The sequence below is a fragment of the Paenibacillus sp. FSL H3-0310 genome (genome assembly GCF_038002785.1).
Lineage (GTDB): Bacteria > Bacillota > Bacilli > Paenibacillales > Paenibacillaceae > Paenibacillus_AQ > Paenibacillus_AQ odorifer.
Genome location: NZ_JBBODC010000001.1, coordinates 1046929 through 1062321, shown reverse-complemented (window position 1 = coordinate 1062321; position 15393 = coordinate 1046929). Strand labels below are relative to the sequence as shown.

The 15393-nt window shown below is 46.7% G+C and carries 14 protein-coding genes and 1 other annotated feature; of the genes, 1 reads left to right on the top strand and 13 read right to left on the bottom strand.

Annotated features, from left to right (window positions below; translation table 11 throughout):
• Positions 1-32: 32 nt before the first annotated feature.
• The 5 genes from MHH63_RS04775 to lspA all read right to left on the bottom strand — a co-directional run bounded on the left by MHH63_RS04775 (position 33) and on the right by lspA (position 5446).
• Positions 33-938 (bottom strand): aspartate carbamoyltransferase catalytic subunit, encoded by a 906-nt coding sequence (locus MHH63_RS04775; RefSeq protein ID WP_036683376.1) that lies wholly within the window; start codon positions 936-938, stop codon positions 33-35.
• A 4-nt stretch (positions 939-942) separates the two neighbouring features.
• Positions 943-1506 carry a bifunctional pyr operon transcriptional regulator/uracil phosphoribosyltransferase PyrR gene (gene pyrR, locus MHH63_RS04770; protein ID WP_036683379.1) on the bottom strand — a complete coding sequence of 188 codons (564 nt, stop codon included), beginning with the start codon at positions 1504-1506 and terminating at the stop codon, positions 943-945.
• Between the two features lie 1004 nt (positions 1507-2510).
• Complete coding sequence (locus tag MHH63_RS04765) at positions 2511-3764, bottom strand: LL-diaminopimelate aminotransferase (RefSeq protein ID WP_076098555.1); 1254 nt, start codon at positions 3762-3764, stop codon at positions 2511-2513.
• A gap of 205 nt (positions 3765-3969) precedes the next feature.
• Positions 3970-4941 (bottom strand): RluA family pseudouridine synthase, encoded by a 972-nt coding sequence (locus MHH63_RS04760; protein ID WP_340394473.1) that lies wholly within the window; start codon positions 4939-4941, stop codon positions 3970-3972.
• Positions 4934-5446 (bottom strand): signal peptidase II, encoded by a 513-nt coding sequence (gene lspA, locus MHH63_RS04755; protein ID WP_340395704.1) that lies wholly within the window; start codon positions 5444-5446, stop codon positions 4934-4936. The genes MHH63_RS04760 and lspA overlap by 8 nt, the downstream gene beginning before the upstream one ends.
• Before the next feature lie 246 nt (positions 5447-5692).
• On the opposite strand from lspA, the gene MHH63_RS04750 reads away from it, so the two are divergent.
• On the top strand, positions 5693-6415 hold the full coding sequence (locus MHH63_RS04750; protein WP_076098553.1) for a TraR/DksA C4-type zinc finger protein: 723 nt from the start codon (positions 5693-5695) through the stop codon (positions 6413-6415).
• 92 nt (positions 6416-6507) lie between these two features.
• Here the strand turns inward: MHH63_RS04750 and MHH63_RS04745 are convergent, their stop codons facing one another.
• The 8 genes from MHH63_RS04745 to pgeF all read right to left on the bottom strand — a co-directional run bounded on the left by MHH63_RS04745 (position 6508) and on the right by pgeF (position 15322).
• Complete coding sequence (locus MHH63_RS04745; protein WP_282579970.1) at positions 6508-6798, bottom strand: DUF5665 domain-containing protein; 291 nt, start codon at positions 6796-6798, stop codon at positions 6508-6510.
• A gap of 335 nt (positions 6799-7133) precedes the next feature.
• Positions 7134-10226, bottom strand: coding sequence for an isoleucine--tRNA ligase (gene ileS / locus MHH63_RS04740; RefSeq protein ID WP_340394474.1), 3093 nt, complete (start codon positions 10224-10226; stop codon positions 7134-7136).
• A gap of 830 nt (positions 10227-11056) precedes the next feature.
• Positions 11057-11331, bottom strand: a binding site (T-box leader).
• Positions 11332-11516: 185 nt separating this feature from the next.
• Positions 11517-12029 (bottom strand): DivIVA domain-containing protein, encoded by a 513-nt coding sequence (locus tag MHH63_RS04735; protein ID WP_051491297.1) that lies wholly within the window; start codon positions 12027-12029, stop codon positions 11517-11519.
• 227 nt (positions 12030-12256) lie between these two features.
• Positions 12257-13039: a YlmH family RNA-binding protein gene (locus MHH63_RS04730; protein ID WP_339169298.1), complete on the bottom strand. Its 783-nt coding sequence runs from the start codon at positions 13037-13039 to the stop codon at positions 12257-12259.
• A 9-nt stretch (positions 13040-13048) separates the two neighbouring features.
• Entirely contained in the window at positions 13049-13315 is a 267-nt protein-coding gene (locus MHH63_RS04725) for a YggT family protein (RefSeq protein WP_036683616.1), read from the bottom strand.
• Positions 13316-13322: 7 nt separating this feature from the next.
• The gene (locus MHH63_RS04720) at positions 13323-13763 is read right to left on the bottom strand and encodes a cell division protein SepF (protein WP_036683619.1); all 441 of its coding nucleotides are present in this window, start codon (positions 13761-13763) and stop codon (positions 13323-13325) included.
• An 11-nt stretch (positions 13764-13774) separates the two neighbouring features.
• Complete coding sequence (locus MHH63_RS04715; protein ID WP_340394477.1) at positions 13775-14461, bottom strand: YggS family pyridoxal phosphate-dependent enzyme; 687 nt, start codon at positions 14459-14461, stop codon at positions 13775-13777.
• Positions 14462-14464: 3 nt separating this feature from the next.
• A complete protein-coding gene (gene pgeF, locus MHH63_RS04710) occupies positions 14465-15322 on the bottom strand; it encodes a peptidoglycan editing factor PgeF (RefSeq protein ID WP_340394480.1) in 858 nt (285 codons plus the stop codon).
• Positions 15323-15393: the final 71 nt, after the last annotated feature.

Below are 15393 nucleotides of genomic sequence, written 5' to 3'. Positions count from 1 at the left end.
TATTAGTCTCTATACGTTAGCATTCTGTAAGCTTATAGTAAAGCTCTTTCGAGAACCGCCATCCGGACCGGTACGCCATTAGACATTTGCGGGAAAATCCGCGATTGACTGCACTCAACTACTGCATCATCAATCTCTAGATTCCGGTTAACCGGAGCTGGATGCATAATGATTGTGTCTTTGGCCAGCTTAGCTGCCCGCTCTTCTGTTAGACCATAGTGGCTACGGTAATCTTCGGCAGACAGCTTAATGCCGGAAGTATGGCGCTCAAGCTGTACTCGAAGCATCATTACTACATCCGCTTTAAGAGCTTCTTCCATAGTTACGTAAGGCGCATACTCCATAAGCTCAGGAGCCTTCATATTATCCGGTGCGCAGAACTGCACCTTGGCCCCCATTTTCGTAAGCCCCCAGAGATTAGAACGCGCTACGCGGCTATGCATAATGTCCCCAATGATGGAGACTGTCAGACCCTTTAGTTCCCCAAAGGTTTTGGTCATGGTGTATAAATCAAGCAGCGCCTGCGTAGGATGTTCATTGTTGCCGTCGCCCGCATTGATAAGCGGTATGGACACCTTCTCAGCTAACTGCTGCAGCACACCTGCAGGCTTCAAACGCACAACTCCGGCATCGATCCCCATCGATTCCAGTGTGCGCACTGTATCGTAGATCGACTCCCCTTTTTCTACACTAGAAGCTGCAGCCGTAAAATTAAGTACTTGTGCACCTAGTCGTTTCTCTGCCATCTCGAAAGAGAAGCGTGTGCGTGTGCTGTTCTCAAAAAACATGTTAGAAATAAAATGGGAGTTCAAGATGGGCGTTAGCTTTTCACTTTGATTGTCCCAAAATGCTGTTCTGTCAAGCAGTTGGATAATTTCCGACCGGTCAAGCTCTTTGATTCCCAGCAGACTACGTTCCTTTACCTTGGTAAGTGTCATGATGTTATCGTTCCTCCCGGTTTGAAATAATGTAGACCTCATCTTTGCCGTCGTATTCCTTCAGCGCCACTTCAATCTGCTCGTGCTTTGAGGTAGGTACATTCTTACCGATGTAGTCCGGCCGGATCGGCAGCTCGCGGTGTCCGCGGTCAGCCAGTACTGCCAGTTGAATCATTCGTGGGCGTCCGCAATCCATCAAAGCGTCCATCGCCGCGCGGATGGTGCGTCCGGTGTAAAGTACATCATCGAACAAAATGACTTTCTGATCATGGATGCCAGCACTTCCTGAAGTAATAACGACGTTACTCTTCACTACTGCTTCACTGCCTTCCACTTCACGGTCATCCCGGTAATGTGTGATATCCAGCTCACCGTATGGAATCTCGACGCCTTCAATCTCCTTGATGCGCTCAGCGATACGCTGTGCCAGATACACACCTCGTGTCCGAATGCCGACCAGCAGACAATTCTCGATACCTTTGTTCTTCTCCAAAATCTCATGAGCAATACGCGATAAGGCCCGGCGGATCGCCGTTTCATCCATAATGACATTTTTCTCAGTAACCATAATCTTGTCACCCTCCAGCTTGTTCGCCTATTCAAGTTCCCGGAAATCAAAAAACTCCTTGCCTATAACAGGCAAGGAGTGAAATCCGCAGATGAGGAAGATGACGGCCGCGCGCATAAAAAGACAGTTCCGTATTTACACACGGATACCTTTCTAAGAGTCGCGAACCTCGATTCACGTTACCTTGCCAGCCTCACAGGACTGAATTAAAGGCGCTATTCATTTAACAAGAATTATGACAGAACAACCCCCTCATGTCAACTTTCTCTGCCTAAACTTTTGCACTTCTCTTCCTTACTTCTATTAACAACAAGGGGGAAGCGGTACTCAGTATATCTGCATAAAAAACGATGCTGGTCCCAAATAGCCTTTCATCGCTTTTTGGACAGCCTCGTTTATGTTCTTAACACTACTTAATGTCCAAATGATTCAAAAGGCGCACCTAGTAATGCTGAAAATGATGCAATCGGTGAGGTACTTATATAGTAATTAAGGAATTTCTCCCTGAAATTCAGTGATTTCTGTTCATCAGACTTGTTATTAGGGAAAACTTCCCTAATTATTGGCCAGTTCAGTAAATAATATAGAAAACCCGCTGATTATTAGGGAACTTTTCCCTGATTTCGTACATTTAGAGCGAATATCGGCTAATTTCAGGGAGTTTTTCCCTAATTAGTTTATAACCCACTCTTTACTTCGCACAAACACAGAACGCATATCGCTCACCACACAAGCCCACCGCAGAAAGTCCACTGCACAAATTCCACCGTCACAGCTACCACAAATCATCTACTGCAAGCTGTACGAAAATCAAATATTGCAGTCAACCACCACCCACCCGAATAACAGAACACTACACTAAAATGCACTACAATACACAACACGTGGCATATAGTCATAGGGCACAGTAACATCTACAACATTTCCTATTCCATAAAAAAGAAGCTGCCCCCAAGTAGAATTCACTACTTTTGGGACAGCCTCATTAATTTCAATAACAATGCTTAAAACTCAAATTCCACATCGCTAAGACGTCTTTGAATTTCAGAGATGACACGTCTCTCTTCCTCTTCACCTTTAGCAATAAAGGTAACGGAGAAACGAACAAACGGACCTGCATCATCCCAAGGCACAGTGGAGATCAGCTTCTCACGAATGAGGAATTGGGAGAAATCTTCACCGGATTCAAAGCGACGGCCGTCTTTGATTCCCTTAGGTGCAGCGACATACAGGAAGAAGGAGCCTTTTGGCTTCTCAGCTTTAAAGCCGAGGCTGTTCAGTGCATCAACCAGCAGGTTGTGACGACGGGAGTATTTATCTGCAATCGCTTCAGTAATCTCCGGATGAGCAAGACCATAAGCCGCTGCTTTTTGAATCGCGATAAATTGGCCGGAATCGTTGTTATCCTTCACATCGCTGAAGGCTTTAACCACTAGCGGATTACCAGCCACAAAACCAATTCTCCAGCCCGTCATATTGTAAGACTTAGAAAGAGAATGCAGCTCTACACCCACATCCTTTGCACCTGGAACGGAGAGGAAGCTAAGTGGCTTCAAACCGTCATAGGTCAAGGCAGCATAAGGTGCGTCATGGATAACCACTACATCGTATTTTTTCGCCCATGCAACGACCTCAGCAAAAAACTCAGGAGTGGCACTAGCGCCCGTTGGATTGTTTGGATAGTTTAGATAAAGAAGCTTAGCTTTACGAGCAATGTCTTCCGGAATTTCATTCAGATCTGGAAGGAATTTGTTCTCCTTCTTCAGCTCCACTGTAAATACTTGTCCACCCAAATATTTAGTATGTGTACCCAAGACTGGATAACCCGGCACGGTCATAATCGTGATATCACCTGGATTGATGAAACAAGATGGCAACATAGCCAGCGCAGGCTTCGATCCGATGGAGTGAACTACCTCCGTGTCTGGATCAATTCCTTCCACCCGGAAAACTTCCCGCAAATATTCAGCAGCAGCAGTCTTGAATTCGGCAATTCCATTGTCCGCATATCCGCGGTTTTCTTCCTTCGCTGCTTCTTCAGCAAGCTTAGCTACGATACCCGCATCAGCCATCTCATCCGGCTCGCCTACGCCCATATCAATTAGTTCAATGTTAGGAAAATCCTGTTTTGCGGATGCTTTAGCACGTTTGATTTTCTCGAATTTATAAATCGAAGTGTCTTTGCCATAATTGGCACCGCCGATGCGGTCTGCAAAATTAGTCTGAATGAAGCTATCTTGGTATTGTTCAATACTCATACTGTCATCTCATCTCCTGAATATCTATTCTACTTTTAAAAGAAACGGCTTCGCCGTCCCTTGGATGGCGTATGTTTCCGGATATCCGTTTCATTATAAAAATAAGGATAAAGAATAAGGCATTACCCTTTCTTTATCCTTATGTTTTTAAATATGCCGTAAAGTAGTGTTCAATACCATAGACTAATTATCACTTCATTTGTACTTATCTGCTGCGTAGTGTGAACAGCACTTCTTCCATATCCTCTGGAATAGGTCTGCTGAATTCTTTATATTCACCTGTGGTAGGATGGATAAATCCAAGCACCGCCGCATGCAACGCTTGTCCATTCATCGTAGTGCCCTTGCTGCGTCCATATATCGGATCACCTACAAGTGGATGGCCAATGAACTTCATATGTACCCTGATTTGATGCGTGCGGCCAGTCTCCAGCTGCAGCTCCAGCAGTGTACAATCTCCGAAACGTTCCATTACTGTAAAATGGGTCACGGATTTTTTGCTGTTCTTTTCGGTTACTGTGTATAGCTTGCGATCATGTGGATCTCTGCCAATCGGTGCGTCAACAGTGCCCTTATCATGCGACAAGTTGCCGTGTACGACTGCAATATATCGGCGCGTAACACTATGCTCTTTAAGCTGTGCGGCAAGTGAGGCATGACTGGCATCATTCTTAGCCACCATGATAAGACCAGAGGTATCCTTATCGATCCGATGGACAATACCTGGACGAATCTCACCGTTAATGCCGGACAGATCCTTACAGTGATACATCAGCGCATTTACCAAGGTGCCTGACGGATGTCCCGCAGCTGGATGCACAACCATGCCCCGGGGTTTATTAATCACAATGACATCGCTGTCTTCATATACAACCTCAAGAGGAATGTTCTCCGCGATCAAATCCGTTACTTCTGCTTCAGGGACAACAACACTAACCACGTCGCCTTCTGATAGCTTATAGTTGGCTTTCACTGGCTTGCCATTAACCGCAACGTTACCGCCGCTGATCCACAGCTGCACCTGAGAACGGGAAATTTCTTCTTCCCATGATTCCGTAATATATTTATCGATTCGCTCCCGCGCGTTCTCTGCCGAAACGGTCCATTCCGTGACGTCCCTCTCTTCTTCGCTCGTAGATGCCGCTTGGTGATTGACGTCTTTATTCAAATCATTCATTCCCTTCTCTTACTTCCTTTGCTTCTTTAACTTCTTTTATTTCTGTAATATCTTCGCCGTTCTTAAGGTCACGAAAAGAATCCAGAAGAATCAATCCAACCCCAATGACAATACAAGAATCCGCCACGTTAAAAATCGGGAAGCTATAGCTCCCAAAATTGAACAGAAGGAAATCAACAACCTCACCATTGATTATCCGGTCCAGGAAGTTACCGATAGCTCCACCCAGTACAAGCCCTAGGGCAACAGATAACAGCTTCCGCGAGTGTCTAGTCTTGTTCAAATACCAAACGATACCACTAACCACTACAACCGTAACTAGAAAGAAGAACCATTGCTGACCTTCGAGAATCCCAAAAGCAGCCCCGCGATTGCGATGAGAGGTAATCAGGAAAAAATCTCCGATAACAGAAATCTGTTCTCCGATCTCCAGACGTGTAGCAATGAGATACTTTGTCCCTTGATCCACCAAAAATACAATAAGAGCAATCAAATAGTACACCACAGAAGTTGTCACTCCGTTCTTATTTTTCCCGCTAAATGCGGTACGAATACTGTTTAAAGACTTGTATATTGTAGCACAGCCCTTAAAGAATCGTCTATTGCGGGACATCCGCTAAGTTCAATCTTGGGGACTATTTTCCAGCGCTAAAATCCCTGCTCTCCGGTCAACCTAACAGAAGAACCATCCGGTGTTATCCGGCAAGTCGGAATGATTCTTATAAAAGGTACAGAAAGGAGCTTTCTCATTATGACGCACCTGACAGTACAGCAGCTCTCAGAGCTACGCGCACGATTGGAAAAAGATCGGGATACGATTCAGCACAGGCTTCAGAATAATGAACATTACGGCTTAGATGAATCCATGCGGGATGGCTCCGGTGAACTTTCCGAGAATGACAACCATCCAGGAGATGCAGCCACCGATTTGTATAATCGCTCCATGGACATTTCACTGTTAGAGCGGGACGAGCATGAGCTGGACGATATTGAAGCTGCTTTATCCGCTATGGATAATGGCACCTATGGGATATGCAAGGCTAGTGGTGAGCCGATCCCTTTTGAACGTTTATCTGCCATCCCTTCCACACTTTATTGTAAAGAGCACAACCCGCGGCAAAACGCACCTTTCACTCGACCAGTAGAAGAGGAGCTGTTATCTCCACCTTTTGGACGAACCAGTCTGGATGAACGCGACGATCAAAACGGTTTTGACGGTGAGGATGCCTGGCAGATTGTTGAAAGCTGGGGTACCTCGAATTCTCCCGCCATGGCGGAGGGCAACAATATTGATTCTTATAATGATATGGAGATTGAAGCCGATGAGCTGGAAGGCTGCGTAGAGCCTTGGGAGAACTTTATCGCCACTGATATCACGGGCAACAATCTAATTGTAGTGCCTGGACGGAGCTACCAGCGTTATTTGGACAGTGACGAGGCAACCCATAGCCTAGATCCTCTCGACGAAGACTAAACACAGATGTCCCCTACACAAAAATATTTAAACAGCGTACTGTTCCAGTTTTGAGGAATGGTTCGCTGTTTTTAATCTTAACGTTTCGATGGCTATTTGAATTCTAGCTGACGTTGTACGATCCGCACAATATCCGCAATATAATCACCAATGATCGGTAGATTGAGGGCGCCTAGTCCCTGAAGGATATAAATAATCGTTGCCGCAAAAAAAGTAAAACCCAGTGCAATCCCAACTCCCCGAGCTGCTCCAAATAAAATATTTCTCCAAATCAACCGCCAAGGTGAATATAGCAGATCCGTATATTGATAAATTCGGGATTTTTCCAAAATATGAGCCCACTCAAAGGTCAAACGGTACATCGTATTCATTTTTTCTTCCAGCGGAATATCCTCGGGATTACGCGGATCTGCTGTTAGATACTCAGGATTAACTTCAGGAAAAGCCTTATTCTCCTTTTCCTTGTCTGGGTTATTCTTATTGCCGGATGTCTTAATGGAGATTCTCCTCTTATTTCCCTCCACAGCTACGGCTCCTCTCATATGTCTTTCCTTCGCTACAAAGTAAACGAGCCCGGCCAAAGAGAATTCATCTCCTTAAGCTCGGGACTCGTTAGTTTTGCGCCGAAATATAAAGACTATATTTCCCGCATAAACGGAAGATCTCCGTTTACACTTATGCCGCTAGTATATGCTGTTTTGGGACAGGTAATGCAGAATTATGCTTCGATATGGATACCGATGGATTTATCACCGACTTCTACCGTCTCAAAAGCATGTTCTCCATCAAAATCAACCGTAGTCACAAGAACATTGTCTCGCAATACATTGTCAAATGCTGTAACAGCTGCTTTTAGCTCATCATCTAACTTCAAAGTGAGTGCGATCCGTTTCTCGATCGGCAGATCCAGACGTTTACGGTAATCTTGAACCGCACGAATGATCTCACGAACCCAGCCTTCTTGTTCAAGCTCAGGCGTGATTTCGGTATTGAGCGCAACCGTAACTCCATATCCGGAAGCTGCGGCGAAACCTGCTTTGGCTTGTTTTTCAACAAGCAGCTCTTCAGAAGTGATTACAAGCTCTTCACCTTCAGGTGTCGCAATTGCAATTTTACCGTCCTGTACCGCTTTGCGGGTAGAATCACTGTCGAGACCTTTCAGGAAGCCTTGCAGGAAGCCTACATTTTTACCGTATTTTTTACCGGCTACCTTAAGATTCAGCTTGAGTGTGAAATCAACAAATCCGCTGTCACTGTTCTCCAGCACGATGTTCTTGATGTTGATCTCATCTTTGATGATCTCTTCATACTCAGCCAAATGGAAGTCACGGTTCATCGAAACGATCAGCTCGGACAGCGGTTGACGATTCTTAATGCCTGTTTCGTTACGTACGTTACGCGCCAACTCAACGATCTGTCTTGCACTTTCCATATCCTCTTCCAGCTCTTTATCGATCAAGTTCTCGTCAGCAACCGGGTAGTCTGCCAAATGCACACTTTCTCCGCCGCCAAGGTTCGTGAAGATATCTTCGGACAACATCGGTGTAAATGGAGCCATCAAAGTTGCTGTCGCCAAAAGCACATGAGTCAACGTACGGTAAGCATCCAGTTTATCTTCACCTAGGCCACTCCCCCAGAAACGGTCACGGGAACGACGGATATACCAGTTACTCAGCTCATCCACAAAGTTCTCAATAGCTCTAGATGTATTCACGAAGTCATTTACCGCAAGTCCTTTATCCACCAAAAGAATCAAGCTGTTCAGACGGGACAGAATCCAGCGGTCCAGCTTATGTTTTGATACTTTAAAAGGATGATCGGCTGGATCGTAACCATCAATGCCCGCATACAGCGTCAAGAAGGCATGTGTATTTACCAGCGTATCCACTACTTTAGATTTCGTCTCACCTACAAGACCACGCGAGAAACGTTTATTATTCCACGGTGCACTGTCGGACAAAATAGCCCAACGGAAAGCATCCGTACCATACTCATTCATGATTTCCCAAGGATCAATAACATTGCCCTTGGATTTGGACATTTTTTGACCATTCTCATCGAGGATATGGCCTGTAGCAATTACCGCTTTATAAGGTGCTTTACCCTTGAACAAGGTGGATACTGCAAGCAAGCTATAGAACCATCCACGGGTCTGGTCGATCCCTTCACAGATCATATCTGCCGGATACTGATCATTCAGCTTATCCTCGTTCTCAAACGGATAATGGCTTTGTGCAAAAGGCATCGAGCCACTATCGAACCATACGTCGATCACTTCCGATGTACGAACCATCTCTGCACCTTCGCTAAACGGACTGCGCAGCTTGATCTTATCCACGAAAGGTTTATGCAGTTCGATATCTTCAGGAACATCACCAATCGCCATCGCTCTTAGCTCTTCAATGCTGTGTGGAGCAAACTCTTTACCCGTCTCTTGACATACCCAGACATTGAGGGGTGTACCCCAATAACGGTTACGGCTGATATTCCAGTCAACCAGTTCATCCAAGAACTTCCCGAAACGGCCTTCTCGTACATGCTCAGGGTACCAAGTTACACTGTTGTTGTTAGCAATCAGCTGATCTTTGATCGCTGTAGTGTTGATGAACCAGCTGTCTGTTGCGTAATACAAAAGTGGTGTATCACAACGCCAGCAGAACGGATAGCTGTGCTCGTATTTCTCTTTACTGTAAAGCAATCCTTTTTCAGACAAAACCTTAATGATATCCAGATCGCAATCCTTAACAAAACGTCCCGCAAAATCAGAGACTACATCCGTATACTTACCGGAATTATCAACCACATTTACGAAGCTGATGCCATTCTCACGGCAAGTCTTGTAGTCATCTTCACCATGTGCTGGTGCCATGTGTACGATCCCTGTACCACTGGAATCTGTAACGAAAGAAGCGCCTACGATAACATTGCTTTTCTCTGCCTTAATATATCCGAATGGAGGTGCGTAAGTTTTACCGATAAACTCGGAACCTTTATGTGTAGAAAGGACTGTGTGCTCGCCTTTCATTACTTCTTCGACCAAGTTTTTAGCAACGATGTACACACCATCTTCTTGTTGCACACGTACATAATCCATGTCCGGGTTCATAGCTAGCGCCATATGGGCTGGCAAGGTCCAAGGTGTTGTCGTCCAAGCCAATACGTAGTCTCCGCTGTCATCCAGCTTGAACTTCGCGGTTGCACTGAGATCCTTAACGGTTTTGTAGCCTTGAGCAACTTCATGCGAGCTTAGTGTAGTCTGGCAGCTCGGGCAATACGGGCTAACACGGTGTCCGCGGTAAAGCAACCCGTTCTCATGCACTGTAGCCAAGATGTTCCATACACTTTCGATATAGGTGTTATCCAAGGTTACGTAAGGATTATCTAGATCTGTCCAGTATCCAATCGCTTCTGTAAATTCACGCCATTGCTTCTCATAACCAAAGACGCTGTCTTTACATTCCTGGATGAATTTTTCTACGCCATATTCCTCGATCTCTTGTTTACCGGAGATGCCAAGCTTCTTTTGTACGCCTAGTTCTACTGGCAGACCGTGTGTATCCCAGCCTGCTTTACGTACCACGCGGTAACCTTTCATTGTCTGGTAACGACCGATGAAATCCTTGATTACCCGTCCCAGCACGTGTCCGATATGCGGCGCACCGTTTGCTGTTGGCGGACCTTCATAGAATACATAGTTTGGACGTCCCTCACGGTTCTCCATGGACTTGCGGAACGTATTTTCGTCGCTCCATTTCTTTAATATGCGGACATCTCTTGCCCGCGCCTTTTCTCTGACATCTACTTTTTGCATGTGATGGTCAATCCTTTCATGGATTAGTCTATAAAGCTCTTTTCGATCTTTGGGCGACCTTGCGCAGCTGGTCGCTCACCGCTCTTGCCCTGGCTCCCGAGCCGCGATCCCGCAGGGCAGCAATCGCTCGGGGCGCCATACGCGACCTTGCGCAGCTGGTCGCTCACCGCTCTTGCCCGGGCTCCCGAGCCGCGATCCCGCAGGGCAGCAATCTCTCGGGGCGCCAATGGGCGACCTTGCGCAGCTGGTCGCTCACCGCTCTTGCCCGGGCTCCCGAGCCGCGATCCCGCAGGGCAGCAATCGCTCGGGGCGCCATTCCGCGACCTTGCGCAGCTGGTCGCACCGCTCTTGCCCTGGCTCCCAAGCCGCGATTCCGTTAGGGCAGCAATTGCTCGGGGCGCCAATGGGCGACCTTGCGCAGCTGGTCGCACCGCTCTTGCCCGGGCACCCGAGCCGCGATCCCGCAGGGCAGCAATTGCTCGGGGCGCCATACGCGACCTTGCGCAGCTGGTCGCTCACCGCTCTTGCCCTGGCTCCCGAGCCGCGATCCCGCAGGGCAGCAATCGCTCGGGGCGCCAATGGGCGACCTTGCGCAGCTGGGCGCTCACCGCTCTTGCCGTAAAGGCCCCGCAGGCGAACCCGCCAGGGGAGCCTAAGAAGGGCCGCTCCTTCAGCCACATGAATCCGTTCGTTTCCACCACCGTACCTAGTTTACACGAGGCTTTACTTTGCGGGTGTCCAGAGGGCAGCAGCCCTTGGGGTCCCCCTTAGAAAGGGGGATTTAGGGGGATGGCCGCCCCGGAACAACAAAATAAGCGTCATCCCACCCCCAAAGGGGCGAGACGACGCTCGCGATACCACCCTAATTCTGCGCATGAGCACATCCTTAAGGGGAGTGTATTCAGCACAATCTCAGTCCTGCGCGTAAATCTTGTGCACAGGTCCGGTGTAACGTCCGGCAGACGGTTAGGCTTACGCACGATCAACGCTTCAGCTTAACTTCTAGGGGAAGATCTTCCGGCAGGGTTCGAACAATCGGCTCGCAGCAATCGCCGACTCTCTGGAGAACGTTACCTTGTCGTACTTGTCCCGTCATCGAATACATATAAATATTATTCAGATATGTTCTATTTATAGACTTTTTGAATCTAAATGTCAACAACCATTCGCCCAATCTAGCTATTATGAGGGTACTTGCACATGGAGTTCACTTTATTATGGTCTATTTTATCGGAAAATAAAAATAGAGGGAATAGCTCCCTCTATTTAGCCAATTATCGTCTGAAACCTTTAGATGCGATGAAGAACATCATCCTTGAAAGCTACGTTCTCGCTCGCCTCACGACTCTCTAAGGCATTCCAGTCATCCTGTGATAACAGCTCCAGCTGAGCTTCCACTAATGTCCGGAAACGAGTGCGATAGATCGAAGCTTGCTTGCGCAATTCTTCAGTCTCAATAGCAACCTTACGGGATTTGGATAACGCTTCGTTAATAATACGATCGGCGTTTTTCTCCGCTTCCTTGATAATGAGCTGGGATTCCTTCTTGGAGTTGTTCTTCACATCATCCGCCGCTTCCTGAGCGACTAAGATCGTCTTCGATAAACTTTCTTCAATATTCACAAAATGATCCAGACGCTCTTGAATAGACAAAAGCTGATTCTGCAGTTCCTTGTTCTCACGGATGACGCTTTCGTAATCCTTGATCACTTGATCCAGAAATTCGTTGACCTCGTCCTCATCATAACCGCGAAGTCTCCGAGAAAACTCCTTGTTATGTATATCGAGCGGTGTTAATGGCATGCTGTGCACCTCCTAGAAATTTCGGACCTTCTTTATCTCTAAATCGCAACTAAGCGGCAGACAAAGAAGAAAGACTGTACTTCAAGTAAAGGCAGAAGGTGTTCCTGTGTTCCGCCTGCCATTCATGGTCCGCCTCTTCTTAAAAGTATCGGCGTCCAGCTTAAAAAATGTTTGATTCCCTCGAAATAATCAATTTCGACAAGTAAGACCGTATTCCTGCAAGGGATTCACACAAATTTACCAATCTGAACACGGTATCGGCCCTTTTTCGTCAAACTGCCGACCTCTAGAACCTTGAAGCGACCAAAGCCTTGAATAGATACCATGTCACCATCCTTAAGACCGCAGGATGGGTCTTCCTCCACTTTCCAGTTTACCCGAACACGTCCAGCCTTGATGGGAGCAAGAATTTTGCTTCGGCTAAGCCGTGTTACATCTGCGGCAATGCCATCCAATCGCAGGGATGCTACAGTCAAATCCATCAATTCCAGCTTAACCTCACTATTACGCAAGGCGGAAAGGGGTAATACTTCCGTACTTACCTGTATCCGGTGCACTCCAGTTAAATTCATAGCTAAATAATCTGCAATATCAGCAGCGACTACAACATGACAACCATCGTCCAGAACATGAATATCACCGATTTTGCCTCGTTTAACGCCCAGCCCCAGAATAGAACCCATGTAGTCCCCGTGCTCCAGAGACAGAAACTTCTGCTCCCCTGAGGTTATTGCAAGCACCTTCAGCTCCATGTCTTCCTGATCCAGGTCACGATAATCAGGAGCGACAAGCGCTCGCTTCCGCTCTGCCTCAGCATGTCCACCTTCCCATTTAACAATCACATCAGGATGGCGGTTAACTAAAGTTTGCAAAATAAAACCTTGGCGGGGATCGAGAAATTCAGTTAATTTAGTCTCATGATATTCTCCAGCGTTGGTAACCCATTCGAAGGCCTTGTCCACAAATTGACGTTCATCGGGATGAAAATGCCCGTAAACTTCGTTCTTCATCACAATTGCCTAAAAAATCAAATGCAGGATAGATTTAAGTCCGCCTGCAGCGAATTCCAAGACAAGTAATGCAATAATTGGAGAGATATCAAGTGTACCGAAGAGCGGTGGAATAAACCGTCTGAAAGGTGTTAAATACGGCTCTACGAGTTTGCTTAGCAGTTCTCCAATGAAGTTATCACGAACGTTGGGTAACCAGGACATTAGCACATAGAAAATAATCATGTAAAAATAAATGTTAAACAAAATATCGATAATGTAATCAATTTGAAGCAAAGCCCATTCACCTCATTCTGTTATAGTCTTGATCGTCACCTAGGATTTCTGTAATGGAGCCTTGAATTTCAACAGTATCTGGAGTGCACATAAATATATTGCCCCCAATTTTAGAGATTCCTCCCCCAAGGGCATAAACAGTTCCGCTGAGAAAATCAATAATTCGCATTGCTTGATCATTGCGAACACGCTGCAGGTTAATTACTACCGTCCGATGCGAACGGAGATGATCAGCAATCTCCTGTGCCTCATCATATGAACGTGGTTCATATAATACAACCTTGACATTTTTTTGCGAATGGATACTGACAACGTTGCCCCTCTGATTTTTGCGGGTTTCTACAGGGGCCGGCTCATACTCATCCTCTTCGTGGATTTGCTCCCGCTCCACAACTTCCTCTTCCTCCTGCAAGCCCAAAAAACTCATAAATCGGTTCATAACGCTCATCACGATCCCTCCTAATGGCCTACTAACACCGTACCCAGGCGTACCCAGGTGGCTCCTTCCTGTATCGCCACTTCAAAATCATTCGACATTCCCATGGACAGCTCCGTAATCGGCTCAGGTGTCAAAGCAAGTTGATTAAGCTCATCGCGCAGCTCACGAAGTCCGCGAAATACAGGACGGGTAAGCTCTGAATCACCTTCTAAAGGTGCCATCGTCATAAGTCCAATTACCTTAACGCGGTCCAAACTAGCGATTTCACGTAAAAATCCAGGTACTGCCTCAGGTGACAGACCAAACTTCGTATCTTCGCCAGAGATATTCACTTGAAGAAACACATTCACTTCCTGATCAGCGGCAAGCGCCTTTTTGTGTAATTCTTGCGCCAGAGACATCCGGTCCAAAGAGTGTATATATTGAAATTTGCCAATAACGTCTTTAACCTTATTGGTTTGCAAATGCCCGATAAAATGCCATGTCCCTTTGTCCCCTAAAACCTTCCATTTGTGCTCAGCATCCTGCCAGCGACTCTCAGCAACATGCTCTAGGCCTGCCTCCAATACGGAGGATACCATTTCCAGAGAAACATATTTCGTCACTGCAATTACCTTGACGTCATTACGATCCCGGCCGCTTGCCGCACAGGCACGTGCTACACGTTCCTCTACCTCAGCAATTCTCTCCTGCAGTGTTAAAGACAACTTTCAACTCTCCTTTATTCCGATCCAGCTCGTCATTCTGCCTGTAATACCGTTTTCTTTGCGATAAGAAAAAAACAAATCACGATTACAGCTTGTACACCATGTTGTACATTCGATATGAGTCGGCAATATTCCTGCTTTTATCATAATGCGTCGATTCATTTCTTTCAAGTTTAGCAAGTATTTACTCTGATCAGTCTCTGAGGCTCTGTAAAGCTCCACAGCATCGAAAGTTTTTATCCCCTCATTCAAGCTGCCCTCCAGCTGCCGAACATGCTCCATCACATAATCATCCACCTCATAACAGCAGTCGCCAATGGATGGACCGATCGCTGCCACAATATCATGTGGATGGCTGCCGTATACCGTTTGCAGCTTACTCACCATAGCTGCGGCAATCTGAGCCACCGTTCCTTTCCAGCCTGCATGCGCAAGACCAACGACTCTACGCACGGGATCATAAAAATAAAGGGGCACACAATCCGCATAAAAAGAAGTCAACAAAACCCCAGGCACATCCGTCAGCAGACCATCCGTAGCTTGAAATGCCGATGCTCTGTCCTGTTGTCCCCGCCCACGGTCTACTTCCCTTACTACAGCTATCTCTGCCCCATGAGTTTGTTCTCCACAGGTCCATGCTTCCGGCTTGAAATCAAGAGCTTCGGCAAGCGCTCTCCGATTGCTCAGGACATCTTCAGGAGCATCCCCAACGTGAAACGCACAATTCAGGCTGTCATAGGGCACCTTGCTAGCCCCTCCCTGTCTACCAGTAAACCCCGCTGTAATTTCGTTATGCTCCACTCGCCAAGGCTCCAGATGGAGCAGCATAAGCATTTCTTTCCCCTGCACAAACGGTTCCATTTCCTCACCTCCGCCTTAGTGTACCACATGTAAATACCCGTACAAAGTGACGGTTAAGCCTGATCGCCTAA